19 protein-coding genes are annotated in these 18,497 nt (G+C 56.5%); 10 read left to right on the forward strand and 9 right to left on the reverse strand.

The window, feature by feature from the left end; all coding sequences use genetic code 11:
• Positions 1–54 precede the first annotated feature (54 nt).
• The 7 genes from JQU52_RS09835 to JQU52_RS09865 all read left to right on the forward strand — a co-directional run bounded on the left by JQU52_RS09835 (position 55) and on the right by JQU52_RS09865 (position 5,967).
• Positions 55–1,434, forward strand: a complete 1,380-nt coding sequence (locus JQU52_RS09835; protein ID WP_230338314.1) for a NarK family nitrate/nitrite MFS transporter — start codon at positions 55–57, stop codon at positions 1,432–1,434.
• A 343-nt stretch (positions 1,435–1,777) separates the two neighbouring features.
• Complete coding sequence (gene moeA / locus JQU52_RS09840) at positions 1,778–3,004, forward strand: molybdopterin molybdotransferase MoeA (protein WP_230338315.1); 1,227 nt, start codon at positions 1,778–1,780, stop codon at positions 3,002–3,004.
• Positions 3,001–3,978: a GTP 3',8-cyclase MoaA gene (moaA, locus tag JQU52_RS09845; RefSeq protein WP_230338316.1), complete on the forward strand. Its 978-nt coding sequence runs from the start codon at positions 3,001–3,003 to the stop codon at positions 3,976–3,978. Before moeA ends, moaA begins: the two co-directional genes overlap by 4 nt.
• A 223-nt stretch (positions 3,979–4,201) precedes the next feature.
• Positions 4,202–4,816, forward strand: a complete 615-nt coding sequence (gene mobA / locus JQU52_RS09850; protein WP_230338317.1) for a molybdenum cofactor guanylyltransferase — start codon at positions 4,202–4,204, stop codon at positions 4,814–4,816.
• On the forward strand, positions 4,813–5,286 hold the full coding sequence (gene moaC / locus JQU52_RS09855) for a cyclic pyranopterin monophosphate synthase MoaC (RefSeq protein ID WP_230338318.1): 474 nt from the start codon (positions 4,813–4,815) through the stop codon (positions 5,284–5,286). The genes mobA and moaC overlap by 4 nt, the downstream gene beginning before the upstream one ends.
• Positions 5,270–5,524 (forward strand): molybdopterin converting factor subunit 1, encoded by a 255-nt coding sequence (gene moaD / locus JQU52_RS09860; protein ID WP_230338319.1) that lies wholly within the window; start codon positions 5,270–5,272, stop codon positions 5,522–5,524. The genes moaC and moaD overlap by 17 nt, the downstream gene beginning before the upstream one ends.
• A gap of 2 nt (positions 5,525–5,526) precedes the next feature.
• Positions 5,527–5,967 (forward strand): molybdenum cofactor biosynthesis protein MoaE, encoded by a 441-nt coding sequence (locus JQU52_RS09865; protein ID WP_230338320.1) that lies wholly within the window; start codon positions 5,527–5,529, stop codon positions 5,965–5,967.
• 479 nt (positions 5,968–6,446) lie between these two features.
• On the opposite strand, the gene purF is transcribed toward JQU52_RS09865, so the two are convergent.
• The 7 genes from purF to JQU52_RS09900 all read right to left on the reverse strand — a co-directional run bounded on the left by purF (position 6,447) and on the right by JQU52_RS09900 (position 12,453).
• The gene (purF, locus tag JQU52_RS09870; protein WP_230338321.1) at positions 6,447–7,976 is read right to left on the reverse strand and encodes an amidophosphoribosyltransferase; all 1,530 of its coding nucleotides are present in this window, start codon (positions 7,974–7,976) and stop codon (positions 6,447–6,449) included.
• A gap of 84 nt (positions 7,977–8,060) precedes the next feature.
• Positions 8,061–8,555 (reverse strand): CvpA family protein, encoded by a 495-nt coding sequence (locus JQU52_RS09875; protein ID WP_230338322.1) that lies wholly within the window; start codon positions 8,553–8,555, stop codon positions 8,061–8,063.
• Positions 8,556–9,476 carry an SPOR domain-containing protein gene (locus tag JQU52_RS09880; RefSeq protein WP_230338323.1) on the reverse strand — a complete coding sequence of 307 codons (921 nt, stop codon included), beginning with the start codon at positions 9,474–9,476 and terminating at the stop codon, positions 8,556–8,558.
• A gap of 21 nt (positions 9,477–9,497) precedes the next feature.
• Positions 9,498–10,787 carry a bifunctional tetrahydrofolate synthase/dihydrofolate synthase gene (folC, locus tag JQU52_RS09885; protein WP_230338324.1) on the reverse strand — a complete coding sequence of 430 codons (1,290 nt, stop codon included), beginning with the start codon at positions 10,785–10,787 and terminating at the stop codon, positions 9,498–9,500.
• A gap of 45 nt (positions 10,788–10,832) precedes the next feature.
• Positions 10,833–11,603: a DUF4189 domain-containing protein gene (locus JQU52_RS09890; RefSeq protein ID WP_230338325.1), complete on the reverse strand. Its 771-nt coding sequence runs from the start codon at positions 11,601–11,603 to the stop codon at positions 10,833–10,835.
• Between the two features lie 57 nt (positions 11,604–11,660).
• Positions 11,661–12,089 (reverse strand): protein YgfX, encoded by a 429-nt coding sequence (locus tag JQU52_RS09895; protein ID WP_230338326.1) that lies wholly within the window; start codon positions 12,087–12,089, stop codon positions 11,661–11,663.
• 4 nt (positions 12,090–12,093) lie between these two features.
• Entirely contained in the window at positions 12,094–12,453 is a 360-nt protein-coding gene (locus tag JQU52_RS09900; RefSeq protein ID WP_230338327.1) for a hypothetical protein, read from the reverse strand.
• A gap of 217 nt (positions 12,454–12,670) precedes the next feature.
• On the opposite strand from JQU52_RS09900, the gene JQU52_RS09905 reads away from it, so the two are divergent.
• A complete protein-coding gene (locus tag JQU52_RS09905; RefSeq protein WP_230340564.1) occupies positions 12,671–13,996 on the forward strand; it encodes an FAD-binding oxidoreductase in 1,326 nt (441 codons plus the stop codon).
• 23 nt (positions 13,997–14,019) lie between these two features.
• On the opposite strand, the gene JQU52_RS09910 is transcribed toward JQU52_RS09905, so the two are convergent.
• A complete protein-coding gene (locus JQU52_RS09910; RefSeq protein ID WP_230338328.1) occupies positions 14,020–15,489 on the reverse strand; it encodes a patatin-like phospholipase family protein in 1,470 nt (489 codons plus the stop codon).
• 136 nt (positions 15,490–15,625) lie between these two features.
• Complete coding sequence (locus JQU52_RS09915) at positions 15,626–17,110, reverse strand: efflux transporter outer membrane subunit (RefSeq protein WP_230338329.1); 1,485 nt, start codon at positions 17,108–17,110, stop codon at positions 15,626–15,628.
• A gap of 297 nt (positions 17,111–17,407) precedes the next feature.
• On the opposite strand from JQU52_RS09915, the gene JQU52_RS09920 reads away from it, so the two are divergent.
• Both JQU52_RS09920 and JQU52_RS09925 read left to right on the forward strand, forming a co-directional pair.
• On the forward strand, positions 17,408–18,055 hold the full coding sequence (locus JQU52_RS09920) for an IS110 family transposase (RefSeq protein WP_230338180.1): 648 nt from the start codon (positions 17,408–17,410) through the stop codon (positions 18,053–18,055).
• A gap of 20 nt (positions 18,056–18,075) precedes the next feature.
• Entirely contained in the window at positions 18,076–18,411 is a 336-nt protein-coding gene (locus JQU52_RS09925) for a transposase (protein ID WP_230338027.1), read from the forward strand.
• Positions 18,412–18,497 lie beyond the last annotated feature (86 nt).

An 18,497-nucleotide genomic window follows, 5' to 3' on the forward strand; every position in this document is an offset into this window, starting at 1 on the left:
CCATACCCCTCTTTTTCTTTTCAGGTAGCCTTAAGCGCTGCCGGGAGCATGATTATGTCGTACTTAATTCAACACTGGCAGCCGGAAGACAAAGACTTCTGGCAAAAAACCGGTAAAAAAGTGGCCACCCGCAATTTGTGGATTTCCATTCCCGCCTTGCTGCTGGCTTTTGCCGTGTGGCAGGTGTGGAGCGTGGCGGTGGTAAACCTGCCCAATATCGGCTTTCAATACAGCCCCAACCAATTGTTTTGGCTGGCGGCACTGCCCGCCTTATCGGGCGCCACCTTGCGGATTTTCTACTCGTTTATGGTGCCGATTTTCGGTGGCCGTAAGTGGACGGCCTTGTCTACCGCCAGCTTGCTGCTGCCCGCCATCGGCTTGGGCTTTGCGGTACAAAACCCCAATACCAGCTACATCACCATGATGATATTGGCGCTGCTGTGCGGCTTTGGCGGCGGCAACTTTTCCTCCAGCATGGCCAACATCAGCTTTTTCTTTCCCAAGGCGGCCAAAGGCACGGCTTTGGGGCTGAATGCGGGCCTGGGCAACTTGGGTGTATCAGTGGTGCAATTTGTGGTGCCGCTGATTATCACCGCCGGGGTATTTGGTGCCTTGGGCGGCGAGCCGCAAACTTGGGTGAAAGGCGACGCCACCAAACAAATGTGGCTGCAAAACGCCGGTTTTATCTGGGTGCCGTTTATTATTCTGGCCACCATTGCCGCTTGGTTTGGCATGAACGATTTGGCCAGCGCCAAAGCCAGTTTTAAAGACCAAGCGGTGATTTTCAGCCGCAAGCACAACTGGATTATGTGCATTCTGTATCTGGGCACTTTCGGCTCATTTATCGGCTTTGCCGCCGGTTTCCCCTTGCTGATTAAAAGCCAGTTCAGCGGCATCGACCCGGTAAAATACGCCTTTTTCGGCCCCTTGGTGGGCGCACTGGCGCGCCCCTTTGGCGGCTGGCTGGCCGACAAATTGGGCGGTGCCAAAATCACCCAAATCGTGTTTATCGGCATGATGGTGGCCGTGGTGGGTGTGTTGATGTTCTTGCCCACCGATGGCGTGGGCGGCAACTTCTGGGGCTTTTTCGCCTGCTTCTTGGCCTTGTTTGCCCTTACCGGCATCGGCAACGGCTCTACCTTTATGCAGGTGCCGGTGATTTTCCTCAATATGCACCAGCAGTTTGCCCGCCAAGGGCAAGTGAGTGAAGAGCAAGCACGGCTGGACGCCACCAAAGAAGGCGCAGCGGTGATTGGCTTTACCGCGGCATTTGCGGCCTACGGCGGCTTCTTTATCCCCAAAAGCTACGGTACCTCGATTGCCCTTACCGGTAGCGTGAATGCCGCACTGATTGGCTTTATCGTGTTTTATGCGTTGTGCGCCGGGTTGAACTGGTGGTATTACGCCCGCAAAAATGCCGAGGCCAAATGTTGATTTAAGTGTGTTGCTTATCGTTTAAAAGGCTGCCTGAAACCATGATATATAAGGTTTCAGGCAGCCTTTTATTGCCTATTCGATAAATAAGAAATCTGGCCGCCGGGGGCAATATGGATTAAAATTCATCGCCCTCAAACACGCTGCCGCCCCCACCAAAATAACTAGAGCGGCTAAGGCAGATGCACAATGCAACCTATGCCTTTGCACCCGCCGCGGCTGCTTTGGTGGCATTGCACTACCTTGCCCGGCTATTTATGATGTAGCACATCATCTGTTGGGCGCATACCCAAACCCCAATCATTTGAACTGGGTAGCACCGCACACACCAAAAGGAATCACCATGGCACTCACCGCCGTTGCCGAACTGCAAGCCTTAATCGCCGCCAAAATCAGCCATGACCGACAATTGCCCGACATCGAGCAAGTGCCGGTGGCCGAGGCGGCTGGGCGGGTGTTGGCCGCAGACGCGGTGTCGGCCATCAACATCCCCAATGCCGATATTTCCGCCATGGACGGCTACGCCCTGCCCGCCGCCGCCGCTGCAGGCAGCCAATGGCAGCTGATGGGTGAAGCGGTGGCGGGTAAGGCTTTTGTCGGAGAAGTGCCGGATAATGGCTGCGTGCGCATCATGACCGGCGCCGTGGTGCCTGCGGCCTGCTGCTGTGTGGTGCTGCAAGAAAATGTGCGCGCCGATGATAAGGGCATTACCCTCAATGCCGACATCGGCGAGCGCGCCAATATTCGCTACACGGGTGAAGAAGTGGCCGCGGGCGACACCGTATTGCTGGCCGGGCGCATTCTGCGTGATGCCGATGTGATGCTGCTGGCCGCGCTGGGCTTTGCCCAAGTGCCGGTATACCGCAAAATCAAAGTGGCGATTATGTCCACCGGCAATGAATTGCACGAGCCGGGCACACACATCAGCGGTGCCGACCAAATTTACGACAGCAACCGCCACACCTTGATGGCACGCCTGCAAAAACTGCCGGTGGAAATTATCGATTTGGGCTGCGTGCAAGACGATTTGGAAGGCGTGTTGCACACATTAGACCAAGCCGCCCACATGGCCGATGTGGTGATTAGCTCCGGCGGCGTTTCGGTGGGCGATTACGATTTTATGCGCGAGGCGGTAATCCGCTTGGGCGCGATTCACCACTATAAAGTGGCCATCAAACCGGGCAAGCCTTTTGTGTTCGGGCGCATGTTTAAAACTTGGTATTTCGGCCTGCCCGGCAATCCGGTGTCCGGCTTTGTCGGTTTTGACGTATTTTTAAAAGCCGCACTGTGGCAATTGTGCGGTGCAGTAGAAATACCCGAGCCGCTGCGTTTTAATGCCATCTTGGCACAGCCGCTGAAAAAATCACCCGGGCGCACCGATTTCCAACGCGCCATTATCCAGCAACAGCCGGACGGCACTTGGCTGGCCGAGCCTGCCGGAGCGCAAGATTCACACCGCGTGTGGGGCGTGAGCCGTGCCAACGCCTATGTGATTTTAGCGCCGGAAAGCGGCAACCTGCCCGCCGGTGCCAGCGTAACCGTACAACCTTTTGCGGACGCCTGCTTATGAAACCGCTCACCGACCCCTTCAACCGCCGCCTCAGCTACTTGCGCTTATCGGTTACCGATTTGTGCAACTACCGCTGCAACTACTGCCTGCCCAACGGCTATCAGGGCAAAGCCAAACCAGATGAGCTGAGCTTGGCCGAAATCAGCACCTTGGTGCGCGTGTTTGCCGCCAGCGGCACCCGCAAAATCCGTCTCACCGGCGGCGAGCCCACCTTGCGCCGTGATTTGGCCGACATCATCGCCGTGTGCAAAGCGCAGCCGCAAATCGAGAGCGTGGCGCTCACCACCAATGCCTTCAAATTGGCCAAGCTGTTTCCGACCTACCGCGCCGCCGGGCTGGATAAGCTCAACATCAGCATCGACAGCTTCGACCCCGACACTTTTTTTGAAATCACCGGCAAACGCGAAGGCGCCAATATCTTGCGCGCGCTCGACGGCCTGCTGGAAGACGGTTTTTACCCCATCAAAATCAACACCCTGCTGCTGCGCCGCCACGCCGAGCGCACCGTGCCCGATGCCTTGCGCTTTGTGCGCAGCCGCCCGGTAACCCTGCGTTTTATCGAACTGATGCAAACCCGCGATAACTTCGGCTTTTTCAACCAGCAACATTTGTCGGCCGCCGCCATCGAAGCCGAATTGATCGAACAAGGCTGGCAGCTCTTGCCCGCCCAAGCCCACGCCGGCCCGGCGCGCGAATACCGCCACCGCGATTTTGCCGGCGGCATCGGCTTTATCGCCCCCTACAGCAAAGATTTCTGCCGCAGCTGCAACCGCTTACGCGTTACCGCCCAAGGCAAAATGCACCTATGCCTGTTTGGCGGCGTGGCCTACGACTTGCGCCCCTATTTACAACAAGGCGACGATGCCGCCTTGCAACAACACCTGCATCAATTGATGGCCGAAAAACCGGAACACCATTTCCTGCATGAAAAAAAAGTGGGGCTGATTCGCGATTTATCGATGATTGGCGGCTAAGCAAAAAGGCTGCCTGAAAACAAAAAACAGCCTCAGGCAGCCCTTTCGAGAATGCATAGGATGTGCCTTGGCGCATCAGGCTAAGAACAATAAAGCCGATGCGCCAAGGCACATCCTATGCTGTATCTTAAGCATCTTAACTAAAATTACGTACCTGTTTATCAAGGCTGCCTGAAAAATTTAAACCCCGCCTTTCAGGCAGCCCAATCCGATTAAACCCGCCATGCCCACCACCCCGCCCGAACCTTTATTGCTGCTGTGCGGCGGCCTTAGCCGCCGTATGGGCAGCCCAAAGGCGCTGCTCAACTACCGCGGCCAAAGCCTGATTGCGCGCCAACTGGCCGATGCCTTGCCGCACCGCCCGGTATGGCTGGCCGCCGCCGGTGGCCATTACGCCGATACCGACGGCGCGGTATACCTGCCCGATGCCCTGCCCGCACACCAAGGGCCGTTGGCGGCGCTGCTGCCCGCACTGCAACGGGCGCAACAACACGGCCATCGCGGCCTGTATGTGCTGGCGTGCGACACCTTATTGCAGCCGCAAGCCGTTATCCGCGTATTACAGCAAGCGCACCACAGCGCTGCTTGGGCCGATGGCGTGGTGCTGCTGGCCGATGGCAATCGCCCCCACCCTTTGCAAGCGCATTGGTCGGCCAAGTTGGCTGCACCACTGCATACTTATTTAAACGCAGGCGGACGCAAAGTGATGGGCTGGCTTAGCAACATCCCCTGCCAGCAAGTGGCGATGCCGCCCGCGTGGCCGCCGCTGGCCAATTTCAATACCCGTGCCGATTTTAATCGCGCGGTTGCCCTTTTAGAGCAACAGGAGCAAGCATGACCTTAAGCCATCTCGACGAACACGGCCGCAGCCATATGGTGGATGTGGGCAATAAAGACAGCACCCGCCGCGTGGCCGTGGCCACCGCCAGCGTGTGTTTTCCGGCCGATGTTTACGCCCAAATTCAGGCCAGCCACGGCCACACCGCCAAAGGCACCATCACCGAAGTGGCGCGCTTGGCCGGGATTATGGCCGCCAAAAACACTGCCTTGCTGATTCCGCTGTGCCACCCGATGATGCTGGAGCGCTGCCGCCTTGATTTGAATTACCACGATGAAAGCTGCCAGCTGCATATCCGCGCCGAAGTGGCCGTAAGCCACAAAACCGGCGTGGAAATGGAAGCACTCACCGCCGTGTCTGTGGCCGCGCTCACCGTGTATGACATGACCAAAGCGCTCAGCCACGACATCCGCATTACCGACATCCAACTGCAACACAAATCGGGAGGAAAACATGAGTTCAACCGTTAAACTCACCGTGCTCTATTTCGCCGCCCTGCGCGAACAAGCGGGCAAAGAAAGCGAAACCCTCAACACCGCCGCGCCGGTGGATGCCGCCGCGCTGTATGCCCGCCTGGCACAGCAATACGGCTTTACCCTACCGCAAAACCGCCTGCGCGCGGCCGTCAACCACGATTTTTGCGATTGGCACCAAGCCTTGGCCAACGGCGACACCGTGGCCTTTATTCCCCCGATTGCCGGAGGTTGATTGTGTTTGACTTAACCGAACAAGCCATTGATGCCGCCGCCTTGCGCCAGGCCATGCTCAACAACGAACAATGCGGCGCCTTTACCTGCTTTGAAGGCTGGGTGCGCCGCCAAAACGACGGCCAGCGGGTGGAATACTTGGTGTACAGCACCTACGAAGCGCTGGCGCGCAAACAAGGCCAGACCGTCATCGAACAAGCCAAAGCCCAATTTGCCATTAGCGACGCCATCTGCGTACACCGCCACGGCCGCTTGGAAGTGGGCGATATGGCCGTATGGGTGGGCGTGAGCGCCGGCCACCGCGACGCCGCCTTCGCCGCCTGCCGCTTTATCATCGACACCGTTAAAGCCGAAGTGCCGGTGTGGAAGCAGGAATTTTACAGCGAAGGCCAAGCCGCCGCCTGGCTGGCCAATCCGGAAGGGCTGCCGCTGCAAGGTGAATAATGGGGTTATGGGGTTTGTATTTGCCAGTAAAAAGCTGAAACCTTTGCAAACCAGATATCTGTCGCACTCGCGCAGGCGGGTGCCCAGTGCAAAGCAGCGCTTTGCTTATTTTGCACATTTCTGAAAATAACAAATTCTCTGTTAAATCAGATATTTGATTTTTTTCTATTTTGATGGTGGCTACTTGTCCGACAACTGAAGCTGCGCTTCAGGCTGGGCTCCTGCCTGCGCAGGAGCGACGGAAATGACGTTTTGCAAAGGTCTCAGGCTGCCTGAATGTTTCAGGCAGCCTGAGGTTTTTGCAAACTTCTTTTATGCTCATGAAAAATGCTCACATCCGTTATTAGCCACGCCCAAATAGTGAGCCTTCGGCCAATCAAGCCCTAACCAAAAAACAAGGTCGGATTGAAAAATCCGACCTTGTTTTTTGCTCAAAATTTATTTAACAGCCGCCGTTTTAGCTAAACAAGCGGTTGCTTTTATTCGTCTTCATCACTCACACGCACGCTATGGTCAATCAAGCTGGGGCGCACAAACGCGGCGGCTGAAGAGGAATTTTTGCCCTCGCTTAAGCGCGCCAGATAGCTTTCATCCACATCGCCGGTGATGTACACGCCGTTAAAACAGGAGGTTTCAAAGCCTTCGATGGCCGGATTTAAGGCGCGCACCACGGCTTCCAAATCGGCCAAATCCTGAAACACCACGCCGTCGGCGCCAATTTCTTCGGCCACTTGCTGCGGGGTGCGGCCATTGGCAATCAGCTCTTCGCGGGTGGGCATGTCGATGCCGTACACATTGGGATAGCGCACTTCGGGAGCGGCAGAAGCAAAATACACTTTGCGCGCGCCCGCTTCGCGCGCCATTTCCACAATTTCGCGGCTGGTGGTGCCGCGCACAATCGAATCGTCTACCAGCAGCACATTTTTGCCGGCAAATTCATAGGCCATGGGGTTGAGCTTTTGGCGTACCGATTTTTTGCGTGTGGCTTGGCCGGGCATAATAAAGGTGCGGCCGATATAGCGATTTTTGAACAGCCCTTCGCGATAAGGTTTGCCCAAATGCTGTGCCAGCTCCATGGCGCTGGGGCGGCTGGTGTCGGGAATCGGCATAATCACGTCGATTTCATCCAGCGGCAACTCGCGGCGCACTTTTTCGGCCAGTGCCACGCCCATATTCAGCCGCGCCTGATACACCGACACGCCATCGATTACCGAATCCGGGCGGGCAAAATACACATACTCAAACAAGCAGGGATTAAGATGGGTTTGCGCGGCGCATTGGCGGCTGTGCAAACGGCCGTCTAGGTCGATAAACACCGCTTCGCCCGGGGCGATATCGCGCTCGTATTCAAAGCCCAAGCTGGGAAAGGCCACCGATTCGGAAGCCACAATGTAATCGGTATGGCCGTTTGCCTGTTTTTTGCCCAAACACAGGGGGCGGATGCCGAAGGCATCGCGAAAAGCCAGTAGGCCGTAGCCCGCAATCAGCGCCACCACACCATAAGCACCGCGAATGCGCTGCTGCAAGCCGCTCACCGCGCCGAAAATATTATCCAAGCTTAAACGGGTGCTGTTGCCCACTTGCAATTCCAGCTCGCGGGCAAACACATTGAGCAGCACTTCGGAGTCGGAGCGGGTGTTGATGTGGCGCAAATCGGTGAAGCACACGTTTTGATACAGCTCGTCGGTATTGGTGAGGTTGCCGTTGTGCGCCAACACAATGCCGAAAGGCGAATTCACATAGAAAGGCTGCGCTTCGGCACTGCTGCCGGCATTGCCTGCGGTGGGATAGCGCACATGGCCGATGCCCACGCTGCCGACCAAGTCGCGCATATTGCGGGTGCGGAACACATCGCGCACCATGCCTTTGCCTTTGTGCATATGGAACATATTGCCTTGGGCGGTGACAATGCCCGCCGCATCTTGGCCACGGTGCTGCAGCATTTGCAGGCCATCATACAACAGCTGGTTAACCGGCTCATGGCCGACAATACCCAATACACCACACATAAACGGTTTTCTCCACAGCAAAAGGCATGATTAACAAGGTTTTTTACGGGCTGCCTGAAAGATTGGATGTTTAACGCTACCCGCTTACGACGGATATTTCACCTGCTCTGCCACAAAGGGTGGCAGATACGGCACGGTAAGCTCGGCCAGTTGTTCAAACACAAAAGCGGTTTGCGCTTGCTGCCATTCCGGTGTTTTGGGCAAATCGGTAAAAGCGCACACCAACACCGCCAAAGTCACCAACAGCACCCCTTTGGCGGCGCCGAACACGCCGCCCAACACGCGATTTACCCCGCCCAAGCCCATCGCCGTGATGGCCGAAGTGAGCAAAGAGCGCAAAAAATGCTGCAGCAGCCACGCGGCCACAAACAGCAGCAAAAACGCCACCACCACCGCCAGCGCATGCGGCTGGATGCTGCTTAATGCCATATCCGCAAACGGTGCGGCAAAGAGCTTGGCCACCACAAAGGCCACAATCCAAGTAATCAGCGAGGCCACTTCTGCCACCACGCCGCGCACCATCGACACCAACACGCTGATGCCGATTAAACCCAGAGCGAGGATATCGAATAAGGTCATTTATTGGCCAATCACCATGCCGTCCAAGCCCTGGGCGCGGATGCGGTTCAGATTTTGTTCGGCTTGGGCGCGGCTGGCATAGGTGCCGGTGCGCACGCGGTAGAGTGTGCCCTTACTGGTTTCGCTTTGGCTGATGGTGGCACTCACCCCGACGGCGGCCAATTTTTGCTGCACGGTGCGTGCTTGTACTTCATTGGTATACGCCCCCACCTGAATCAGTGCTTTGCCATTGCTTTTCTGCCCATCCAAAATGGCCTGCGGATGAGGTTTGGGCGCCGCCACTACTTGGGTGGCGGCCTTATTGTTGAGGATTTCCTGCGGGCTTAATTTGCCGGGTGTGCTGGTGGCTGGCTTGGGTGCGGGTGGTTTGGTGGCCGGGCGTGCAGGCGGTGTTGGCTGGGTTGCGGGTTTGGTTTCCGGTTTGGTTTCGGGCTTGCTGGTGGTTTCGCTGCGTGTGGGCGTGCTCGGCTGCGGCTTGGCACTGCTACCGGGTGTTTGCGCACGGGTTTCCGCCTGCACCGGCACCTGCTGGGTCGGTGTGGCTGCCGGTTTGGTTACCACCACCGGCGGCAGGCTGCCTGCAACAGGAGCCGGTTTTTCAGCAACGGAGGTGGCGGCTTGGCTGGCCGCCTGATTATCCGATTCAGGCTGCGGCTCTAACACGGTGCCAGGTGCCAAGTTGGCATCGCTAGCGCTGGCGGCTGTCACATCGCTACCGGTGCTAACCGCAATGGCCGAAGCATCGGTGTTCAGGCCGGTAATCAGCACTTCTTGCTGTTGGCTGGCGGGGGTTTTGTTTTGATTTAATACGCTGAGCAATAAAGCGGCGGCCACGGCCACCATTGCCACCGCGCCCACCAAACGGCGGCGATTTTTGCGTTTCAGTTGTTCGTAGCTGTCTTGCGGGTTGAGTGAAGCCATCTGTGATTTCCCTGCGATTTTTTAAGCCAGCGCCAATACGTCGGCCACGGTATGAAAAGACCCAAAGGCCACAATTCTATCATTTTCGCCCGCTTGCGATAAGGCGGCTTGCCAGGCTGCCTGAATATCCTGATACACCACACTATTTTCAATACCATGCTTGGCCAATTTGGCTTGCAAAGTGTGGATATCCAAGCCGCGCGGCAAATGCAGGGGCGCAATCAGCCAGTGGTCGAACTGGTCTTTTAAAATATCCAGCACGCTGTCGATGTCTTTGTCGGCCAGCATACTGAACACTGCTAGCCGTTTTTCCGCATACGGCAAGGCCAGTAGGCTTTGGCGCAAGGCGCGGGCGGCGTGGGGGTTGTGCCCCACATCGAGCACCCGCAGCGGGCGACCGGGCAATACCTGGAAGCGGCCGGGATTGCGCACACGCACCAAGCCGCGCTTGATGGCGCCGATGTCCACCGGCAGCCGCGCATCCAAACAGGCCAATGCACTTAAAGCACAGGCGGCGTTTTGCAATTGGAAAGCGCCGCGCAAGGCCGGTATCGGCAAGGCATGGCGGGCGCGCCTGCCGTGGAATAAAGCACTGGCTTGCGGGTGAAAACGGTGCGACCATTGCAGCTGCTCCATTTTCTGCCAGCCAAAATCCACGCCGGCCACCAGCAAATCGGCACCGATGGCGTGCGCGTAATCGCGTAAGCTCGTGGGCACCGGCACTTGGGCACAAATCGCCGGTTTGCCCGCGCGCATAATGCCGGCTTTTTCCCGCGCCACTTGCTCCACCGTGTCGCCCAGATAAGCCTGATGATCCAAATCCACGCTGGTGATCACCGCCACATCGGCATCAAACACATTCACCGCATCCAAGCGCCCGCCTAGCCCCACTTCCAGCACCATCACCTCAACACCCGCACGCATAAACACGTCTACCGCCGCCAAGGTATTGAATTCAAAATAAGTGAGCGAAACATCGCCGCGCGCGGCTTCGATGCGCTCAAAGCTGGCAATAATGTCGGCATCGGCCACCGGCTCACCATTCAGCGCGATGCGTTCGTTAAAACGCAACAAATGCGGGCTGGTGAGCGTGCCCACTTTGTAGCCCGCTTCGGTGTAAATCTGGGTTAAATAAGCACAAACCGAGCCTTTGCCGTTGGTGCCGGCCACGGTAATCAGCGGGCAGGCCGGATTCAGCCCCATGCGTTGCTTCACTGCCGCCACGCGCTCCAGCCCCATATCGATTAAGCCTGCGCTGTGGGCGGTTTCCAGATGGGCAAGCCATTGGTCTAAATTGGAAAATGTGTGCATGATGTTTTTTGGGTTTGATTTTTTAAATGGGCTATACCGATGTGTTTACTCCCAGTATTCGCCACGATCACTGCTTTGGTGAAATTCTTTTCTAGGCAAATTGCGACTGCAAATAGGGTATTGATAAGGCGTTTGCGGTAATGTGCCGCAATTGCTGCCGTATTTTTTCTGGCACATGGCATTGGTTTTGGTAACCAGAAACTCCGGCCCCGGGGCGGTATTCACCCGCCAGTCGGAACCATCGGTATTGAGCTTGCCGTAAATAACGCCGCAGGCATTGGCATAAGTGGCCAGAATGCGGCAATTGTTTAGCCCCTTTTGCTGGCAATTTTGCAGGGCATCACGCTCTGCCTGCGGGCGGTTGTTCATCGATTGTAAGGTGTTGAACCCGGGCTCCGCCATCAGGGGGCGGCCATCATTGGTGCCGATGGCAATGGAAACATAAAAATCATTGGCGCTCATGGTTTGCACGGTTTTTTCGTTCAGCCGTTTGAGGTTCTCCTGCTGGATTTTCGCATTGCGTTCATTGGCGCGAATTTCCGCCTCTTGCTCAGCCACTGTTTTGTAGCGAACTTGGGGTTGAGGGGGTTGGTTGGCCATCTGCTCTTGTTGTAAGCGTTGTTGCTCCATCATCATCCACCCTTGCTCTTGCTGAACTCGCTGCTGTGATTGCCAAGTGGGGTTGTTTTCTTGCGCGTATGCGTTTGTTAGGCTGGCGATAAGCAAAGCCAATAGGATGACTCGATTCATGATATCCAACTCCTTAAAAACATAAATTATTGAAAACATCATTAAAGAAACGATGGCGTGCATCATGCGCCAACCATCTGGTAAAACCGCAATATTGAGCCATCACCATTACGGTGTTGCATTTCAGGCAGCCTCGGGCGGCTCCTGCGCCCAACGCGCCCAAACCTTCAAGCGCCGGAACGCTTCTGCATCGGTCATGTCGGCGCTCACCCAATGGCGCAAGCGCCGATTGCCGATGTCCCAATGCAATACCAGCGCGTAGCGCAGCACCAAGCTGCCCGGCTGCAAAGTGGCCGCATAAGCCACGCCGTTGCCGGTAAGCACCGCGGCGCGGCCGTGGGCGTCTACATCAATGCGCAATACCGTATCGGCATGGCGGCAGCATTGTTGATGCCATGCCCACAGCAGCGAACACAGCAAGCCGATACACAACAGCCCGCGCGGCCAGCCGTAAAAATAAATCCACGCCAGCCACCCTGCCGCGCCGTGCGCCACCAGATTGGCGGCACACCAATAGCGCGACGGGCGCAAGGCTGTCTGAAACGCCTGCACCGGCCTACATCATATTGTCGAACACGGGCGACACCTGCAAATCGGCATCTTCCATGTCCAGCACCATATCGTGGATTTCCACCTCAAAAAACGCCCAAAAGCCTTCGGCGCTCATGTCTTGCGGCCATTTTTCCGCTTCCACTTCCCAACCGGCCACTTCGGCTTCAAAAATGGCACGGCTGCGCTCGCCGATATAGCCCATCACCGCTTCAGGGGTGTCGAATTCGGGCACCAGCAATGTGGTGCAATTGCTGCGCAGCTGTGCCAACGTGAGGTCGGGCATGTCTTCGTCTACACTTTTCAGCCAAGCCAAAAAAGCCGCGGTGGGCTTGAGCACCACGGCGGTGCGGTCAACAAAATACATGATGCTTTATCCTTACAGTATTGGAATGGCGCAAACAGCCGCCATTGTACTGCGAGCACCGCTTCTTTGCAGCGCTTTATGCCGCCGCCGGTAGGGCTTTTGCCGTACAATCTGCTTTTTCTCCTGCCGCCCTGCCCTTATGAACACGCCGCAAAACCATCTTCACGCGCTAGGCCAAATTTTGGCTGCCAATGAAATCATCACCGACGCCGATGCCATGGCACCGTTTTGCCTCGACCAGCGCCGCCGCTACCAAGGCGAAGTGTGGGCGGTATTGCAGCCGCGCTCGGTGGCGGCGGTGCAGGCGATTATGCGCTATTGTTTTGCCCAGCAGATTGCGGTTACCCCGCAAGGCGGCAATACCGGTTTGTGCGGCGGTGCCACCCCACACGCCACGGTGGCCGGGCGCGGGGTGATTTTGTCGCTGGGCAAGCTTAACCGCCTGCGTCAGTTAAATTTAGCCGACAACAGCCTCACTGTAGAAGCGGGCATGGTACTGGCCGAGGTGCAGCGCCTTGCCGCCGAAGCCGGGCGCTTTTTTCCGCTCAGCCTCGCCAGCGAAGGATCGTGCCAAATCGGCGGCAATATTGCCTGCAATGCGGGCGGGCTGAATGTGGTGCGCTACGGCACCGCCCGCGATTTGGTGTTGGGGCTGGAAGCGGTGCTGCCTAACGGCAGCTTGGTGAGCCAGCTACAGCCTTTGCACAAAAACACCAGTGGCTATGAATTAAAGCAACAATTGATTGGCAGCGAAGGTACATTGGGGGTGATTACCGCCGCCACCCTAAAGCTGTTTGCACCGCCGCAAAGCGTTTGCACCGCTTGGGTGGCGCTGGGCAGCATTGATGCGGCGGTGGATTTGCTCGCCGCGGTGAAAAACCAATTCGGCGAGCGCTTAAGCAGCTTTGAATTAATCAGCGATTACGCCTTAAGCCTCTCCAGCGCCTACAGCCAATTGCCCGCGCCCTTGGTCGGGCAATGGCATGTGCTGCTGGAGCTGACCGACAGCTTTGCCGCTACCGATTTAACCGAGCCTTTGGCCGAATTGCTGCACCAACACGGCTGGGATGAAGCGGTGGTGGCGCAATCGCACACCGAGCGGCAAAATCTGTGGACGCTGCGCGAAAATATTTCCGCCGCCCAGCGCAATATCGGTGCCAGCATCAAGCACGACATCGCCCTGCCGATTGCCGCCGTGGCCGCCTTTGTACCGGCTTGCGCCGAGGCCGTCCGCGCCCGCTTTGCCGATGCCAATATCGTGGTGTTCGGCCACTTGGGCGACGGCAGCCTGCATTACAATGTGTTTTTGCCGCAGGTATTGGGTAATGAAGTGTATGCCTATGAAGATGCCGTGAATGAATTGGTGTATGAACAAACCTTGGCGCTGGGCGGCACCATCGCCGCCGAGCACGGCATCGGCCAGCTTAAAAACCACTGGCTGCCGCGCGTGCGCAGCGAAGCCGAATTGGCCTGGATGCGCGCCAATAAGCAAGCCTTGGATCCGCAAGGGATGATGAATCCGGGCAAATTACTGCCGCCATAGGCTGCCTGAAAACCCATGTGGTGCTATTTTGCCACCGGTGCCGGTGCTGCTATTTCTGATGCGGCCACTGCCGATGCCGCCGCCGGTGCAGGCACATCGTTTGCCGGGCGGGTATTCAAATCATGCAGCAGGCGTTGATATTCCGATGAGCCGTTGAGCAAGGTGGCGGCGGCGGTTTTCAGGTTGCGCACATCTTCGCGCGGCAGGTAAAAGGTGGTGGGAATGCGCGCCACGCGGTCACGCAGGGGCGAAGACGGCAAATCAAGCAGGTTGACGCTGATAAAATACAGCGTTGGATCATCCGCCGAGCGTTTTTGGTTCAAAGAATCGATGTATTGCTGGAATTGAAGCTGGGTTTCGTGTGAATAGCGGTCGATGGGGATATTCACCACCGCATTGAGTACCGCGCCAAAGCCGGGCACATCGGCGCTGGCATCGATGTCTTGGCTCATTTGCGTTTGTGCGTTCACATTAATCAACACCACTTTGCGCACTTTGCCCGGGGCAAATTGCTGGTACAGCGTATCGCGATTATAAATTTGGGTGGCGTCCAACAGGCTGCGCAAGCCCAAATTATCGGTGAGCCCGCCGTCGAGCAGATGGATATAAGGCCGTTTTTGGCTGTTTTGATATTGGCGCACAATGCGCACATAGCTTTGTTTGGTGTTAAAGCGCCCGTTATTGGCTTCGGCGGCGGCCTCGGCCAATTCGGGTGATAGATGATAGCCGCATTGGCCGCCGTGATTATTCAATGTGAGCGGTGAAAACACCATCGGCACCGCGCTGGAAGCCGCCACCGCACGCGACACCGGCATATCGGTTAAATCCACGCACAACACATCGAAATATTCCTGCAAAAAATCCAGCCGGCTGCCCAAGGTCATGTCGGTGGCGCTGATCACCACAAACGGCCCTTGGCGGCGATGCAGCAAATCATCATAAGTGGCACCGTGAAACAGCTGCAAATCCAGCTGTTCCTGCAATAAATCGCCGCGCCCAAACTGCGGCGAGGTGAGCCGTGGCCAGTTGGAAACGGAAAACACCTGCTGCATCAGCACTTTTTGAAAATTCTGGCTTAAAAAACGGCGCTCAAATTCCGGAATCACCGCCGCGCCGTGCAGGCCGTAATAGGCGGCCAACACCGAGCCGCCGGAAATGCCGTAGACCAAATCCACATGCTCGGTGAGGCTGCCGGTTTTGTTGCCGATGCGCACTTGTTGCCGGTTCATTTCTTCCAGCACGCCATAGCCGAATGCGGCCGCCCGGGTGCCGCCGCCGGAAAACATTAAAACCATCAGCACATCATCGTCTTTATTGGCTGCGTATTTGTGCTGTGCGGCGGTTTGCAGGCGGTAGCCTTCTTGCAGATTGATGTGGTCTATGCTGCGCAAAGGCTGGTATTGCAATGCGCTGCAAGCACCCAGCAGCAACGGCAACAGCAATAGGCCGAGGCGGCGGTGCCAAGACGAAATAGGCAAAAAGCAGGGTTTCACGGTGTGTGCGTTCCAAGATTGGTGTTGAGCGCAAAGATAGCGGAAATCGTTTATTTTTACCAGCCTTAACCTTAAAAACAATATTCACCTTTTCAGGTAGCCTTTAATTTAATGAGAAACGCTGCCTGAAAAAAAATCAATCCTTCACAGGCTGCCTGAAAGCAGGCTCTGCATCTTGGCCATCCCAGCCGCCGCCCAAAGCTTTGTAGATATTGAGCAGGTTTTGCGCTTCGGCCAGGCGGCCTTGGATTTGGCGCTCGGCCAAGTCTTCGGCGTTTAGGCGGGCGCTTAAGCTGCGATCCAAAGTGAGGTGGCCGTAGCGGAATAGTTTATCGGCGCCGGTGGCTTGTTGTTGCGCTTGTGCTGCCGCATCGGCCAGCCAGCGGTTTTGGCGGTGTAGGCTATATTGCAATTGATAGCTGCTGTCTACTTCGGCCAAGGCGTTGAGGATGCTGTGGTCGTATTGCGCCAATGCCGCACTTAAACGGGCATCGGCGGCGTCGATATTGCGCTGGATGCGCCCGGCGGTAAAAATCGGCAGCGTTACCCCGGCGCTCACCAAGCCGCCCAAGCCTTTCATGGCGGGCAAGTCGCTGTCTAAGCGGATGCGGCCGGTTTGCCACACAAATTGGATATCGAAGCGCGGCAACAAGTCGGCGCGGGCACTGGCCAGTTTGGCGCTATAGGCTTGCACCGCGGCGCGGTTGGCACGTACATCGGGGCGGCGCTCCAGCACTTGCACCGGCTGTTGGCCGCTGGGCGCGGCAGGCAGATTGGCAAGTATATCGGTGCCGGCAGCGGGCAAGGTGAAGTTTTGCGGGGTTTGGCCGGTGAGCACGGCCAGTATGCGGGTGTGGGCATCGGCTTGCGCTTGCAAGGTGGCTTGCTGTGCTTGCAGTGCGCTCACTTTGGCGGCAATGTCGCGCACATCGTAGTCGCTGGCCTGCCCAGCATTAAAGCGCCCTTGGCTGTAGCGGTGCAGCTGTTGCAAGGTAGCGATGCTGTTTTGGCCGCTGCGGATGCGCTGTTGCAAGGCGCGTACTTGTAAATAGTGGTCGGCAATATCGGTGGCCAGCAGCATTTGCGCACCGTGCCATTTTTCAGCTTCGCCCAGCGCGGCATAATTGGCGGCGTCGGCATCGCTGCGTTTGGCACCGAAAATATCCGGCTCCCAGCTGGCGGAAAAACCGAGGCGGCTGTTGTGCCCGCTTAGCCGCTGGCTGTCTTCACTCAGCGGGGTATTCAACGCCGCCAAGCTTTGGCGCACGTCGCTGCCAAGCGGGTTGTCCAATTGCACATTGTGTGCGCCTACGCTGCCCATAATCGCCGCTTGCGGGCCCAAGTCTGCACGCGCGGTGGCGGCGGTGGCGCGCGCGGCGGTGAGCTTGGCGCGGGTGGCGGCCAAATCGCGGTTGGCCGCCAAGCCCTGCTCTACCAATTGCCTCAGCAATGGATCCGGCCATGCACGCCACCATTGCGCCATTTCGGCGCTGCCTTGCGCTGCAGCGGTGTGGCTGAATTGATCCGGCAGCGCCACTTGCGGCTCTACGTCTATTTGTTGGTGTGCACAAGCGGCCAATGAGCCGATGGCGAATAAACGGATGGCAAACGCGTATTTCATGGGGTTCTTTCTGGTTTAGAGGCTGCCTGAAAGGGTTTTTTGAGCTTTCAGGCAGCCTAAGAGCCTGTTTACAATCTTATTCTGCGAACAAGCGTCGGATTCAAGAATCCGACCTTGTATCTCTCAAGCGGTGAGTAAAACGCGTATTATTCCCGCCCCGTATGGCAGCAAACTGTATCCGACCCAAGTGCCCGACACTGAAATGTAGATAACACTGCCATACACCTCATCCTACAATCTGAATGGTATCCAGTGCGCGGCAGCGCCCGCAAGACACTGCATAAATAAGGATAGATTATGATGAACTTCCAAGTATTGGGCATCGACATCAGCAAAAACAAATTAGATTGTGCTCTTATCCGCGACATTGGCAGCAGTAAAATCAAAACCAAAGCATTGCCAAACCACCTCCAAGGCTTTAACCAACTGACAGAATGGCTGTATAAAAACATCGGTGAAGACTTAAGCCTACTCAAAATTTTCATGGAAGCCACCGGCGTTTACCACGAAGCATTGGCAGAGTACCTGCATAACAAAGGCATCGCCGTTTATCTGCTTAATCCTGCCGACAGTGCCCATTATGCCAAATACGACAGCTTGCACAAAACCGATAAGGCTGATAGCCAGTCACTGGCCAGAGCCGGTATTGACCGCCTCATGCACCACAAAGTACGCCAATGGCAGCCTGCTGCACCCCACATCAAGCGGCTCAACGCACTACTAGCCCGTCTAGATGCGCTGCAAAGCGATCTGCAGCGTGAAGACAACCGCATGGAGAAAGCCGGATTCAGCGCTGTTCCCGAAGCGGTCAGCCAGTCCATCAGCACCATGCAGACCAATTTGAAGCAGCAGATCAGCACCATCACACAGGAAATCGAACAACATATTGACCGGCATCCTGATTTGAAAAAGACCGTGCTTTACTGCGCAGCATACCCGGTGTAGGTGAAGTGGTTTCATTGCGCATGGTTGCGCTCTATCATAGCAAACATTTTACCTCCGCCTCGCAAATGGCTGCCTATTTGGGATTGGTGCCGAAAAAACGGGAATCCGGCAAACACAAAGGCAAAGCCATGCTTTCCAAGCGGGGCAGTTCGGTCATACGAGCTAAGTTGTATATGGCTGCGGTGGTTGCAAAAACGTGGAATCCGGATATTAACGCGCATTACCGCAGACTGAAAGCCAGAAACAAAACGGAAATGCAGACCATCGGCGCAGCGATGCGCCGCTTGGTACAGATTTGCTTTGGTGTGTTGAAGCACCAATGCGAATATCAGGCCAAAATAACCATTGCGGCTTGATGCGAGAGATGGTATCTACTGATTCCCGACACCTGATTCCCGACACCTGATTCCCGACACCTGATTCCCGACACCTGATTCCTGAC

Origin of the sequence: Paralysiella testudinis (genome assembly GCF_016894345.1) — a bacterium.
In the GTDB taxonomy this organism is placed as follows: Bacteria; Pseudomonadota; Gammaproteobacteria; order Burkholderiales; family Neisseriaceae; genus Paralysiella; species Paralysiella testudinis.